This window comes from Corallococcus silvisoli, from assembly GCF_009909145.1.
Taxonomy (GTDB): Bacteria; Myxococcota; Myxococcia; order Myxococcales; family Myxococcaceae; genus Corallococcus; species Corallococcus silvisoli.
Genome location: NZ_JAAAPJ010000041.1, coordinates 1 through 2,646, shown reverse-complemented (window position 1 = coordinate 2,646; position 2,646 = coordinate 1). Strand labels below are relative to the sequence as shown.

The window sequence follows — 2,646 nt, the reverse complement described above, 5'->3', positions numbered from 1 at the left end:
GGGGACGTAGGCGGCGCCGGCCTTGAGGGAGGCGAGGACGGCGACGGGCATGTCGAGGCTGGAGCGCTCCAGACACAAGCCAACGGAGCCACCGGGCGTGACGCCCAGGGAGAGGAGGTGGTGCGCGAGCTGATTGGCACGTGCTTCGAGCCGGGCGTAGGTGAGGGAGTCGACTCCATTCGTGACGGCGACCGCATCCGGTGTCCGTGCGACCTGTGCCTCCACCCACGCATGGATGAGCCCGGGCTCGAAGGACAGGTCCTGCGCGGCGTTCCACGCCACGATGACCTGCCTCCGTTCTTCTTCGGAGAGGAGCGGCAGGGCCGCCAGGGGGCTCTCCGGATCGCGGACCGCGCCTTCGAGCAGCCGCATGTAGTGCGCGGCCATCCGGTCGAGGGTCGCCTCCTCGAAGAGCGCGGTGTTGTACTCCCAGAACGCCGTCAGCCCCTGCTCTGACTCGCGCACGAAGAGCATGAGGTCGAAGCGGGAGACGCCTGTCTGGAACGGAACCTCCTCCGCCTGGAGGCCGGGCAACGACAGCGGCACGGCGGCCTGCTGGAGGACGAAGAGGGTCTGGATCAGGGGCGCACGGCTCAGGTCGCGCGGAGGCTTGAGCGCGTCCACGAGCTGTTCAAATGGGAGATCCTGATGGGCGAAGGCTCCCAGGCAGCTCTCACGCACCCGGCGCAGGAGCTGGCGGAAGGAGCGCGAGCTCGAAGCCTCCGTGCGCAGGACGAGCGTGTTGACGAAGAAGCCGATGAGGCCTTCCACCTCCCTGCGGTTGCGGCCGGAGATGGGCGAGCCGACGACGATGTCCTCCTGGCCGCTGTAGCGAGACAGCAGGGCCTGGAAGCCCGCCAGGAGCGTCATGAACAGCGTGGTGCCCTCCCGTTGCCCCAGTGCGATGAGCGCGCTGGAGAGCGCTGATGAGAGAGGTCTCTGGAGGTACGCGCCGTGGAACGTCTGCACGGGCGGACGCGGCTTGTCGGTGGGGAGGTCCAGGACAGGGGGAACCCCCGCGAGCTGTTCACGCCACCACGACACCTGCTCTTCCAACACGTCGCCCTGCAACGCGTCGCGCTGCCACAAGGCGTGGTCCGCGTATTGGAGGGGCATGGGCGGGAGCGAGGCTTCCGTGCCCTGGCGCCGCGCGAGATAGAGCGCGTCCAGTTCGCGCTGGAGCACGGCGATGGACCACCCATCGAAGACGCTGTGATGGAAGTTGAGGACCAGGACGTGGTCGTCTTCGGCCAGCCGCGACAGCGTGGCCCGGACCAGGGGACCTCGCCGAAGGTCGAAAGGCAGATGCGCTTCGGCTTCCACCCAGCGCTGGAGTGCCGCTGCATCCGCTGGACCCACGTCCTCCCGCCGCACGGTGAAGTCCCATGCGGGACCGATGCGCTGCACCGGCTGCCCGTCGACTTCATCGAACGTGGTGCGCAGGACTTCATGACGCCGGATGAGGGCTCCGAGCGCCTGCTCCAGGGCTCGCGCATCCAGTGCTCCCCGAAGCCGTGTGGCCAGGGGGACGTTGTAAGCGTGGGCGCTGGTGTCGAGCTGAGAGATGAACCACAGCCGCTGCTGGGAGAACGACTGCGGAATCCGCTCTCCGCGAGGCTGCGGCACGAGCGCCGGGATGGGGCGCCGTCGCGTGCCATGCAGCAGGTCCTCCAGCCGTGCGGCGAGTTCCGCGACGGTGGGCGCCTCGAAGAGGACTCGCAGCGAGAGCTCCACCTGGAAGGCTTCCCGCAGGCGGGAGACGACCTGCGTGGCGAGCAGCGAGTGTCCGCCCAGCTCGAAGAAGTGGTCCTGCGTGCCCACGCGCGGAAGCCCGAGCAGCGACGCCCAGATGTCGGCGATCACCTTCTCCACCGCCGTCAGCGGAGCCCTGAACTCCGCTCCCGCCGCCGCGTCCTCCGTCGGTATGGGCAGCCCGTTGCGGTTCACCTTGCCGCTGGGAGTGAGGGGGAGGAGGTCCATGCGCACGAGCGCGGAGGGCAGCATGTACTCGGGCAGACGACGGGCGAGGGCGTGGCGAAGGGCCTCGGGTGAGAAGGAGGCTTCGGGGTGGACGACGTAGGCGACGAGCCGCCTGGAGCCCGGGGTGTCCTCGCGGACAAGGGCGACGACGTCGCGGACGCCAGGGAGGGCGCGGAGGGCGGCCTCCACTTCGCCCAGCTCGACGCGGAAGCCGCGCAGCTTCACCTGGCCGTCGAGGCGTCCCAGGAACTCCAGTTGCCCATCCGCGAGCCAGCGCGCCTTGTCGCCCGTGCGGTAGAGGCGAGCCCCCGGCGTGGAGCTGAAGGGGGAGGGGACGAAGCGTTCGGCGGTCAGGTCCGGGCGAGCGTGGTAGCCGTGCGCGAGTCCTTCACCGCCGATGAATAGCTCCCCTGGGACTCCGATGGGACATGGCTCCCGACGCGGATCCAACACGTACACCTGGGTCGAAGGCAGCGGCGTTCCGACGGGAGGCAGCGGGGGCCAGGAAGAGGGAGTCCCGGAGGCGCGCCATGCGCTGGCGGCGTGCGTCTCGGAGGGGCCGTACTGGTTCTCGAGGACGCAGTCGGGAAGCCGCTCGAAGAAGGAGACGAGCGCGGGAGTCACCTGAAGCTGCTCACCCGCGGTGATGACCTCGTTGAGAGGGGG

General features: G+C 69.3%; 1 protein-coding gene. It reads right to left on the bottom strand.

Annotated features, from left to right (window positions below; all coding sequences use genetic code 11):
• The coding region (locus GTY96_RS36945; protein WP_161667160.1) for a condensation domain-containing protein at positions 1–2,646 on the bottom strand (2,646 nt) is incomplete at both ends.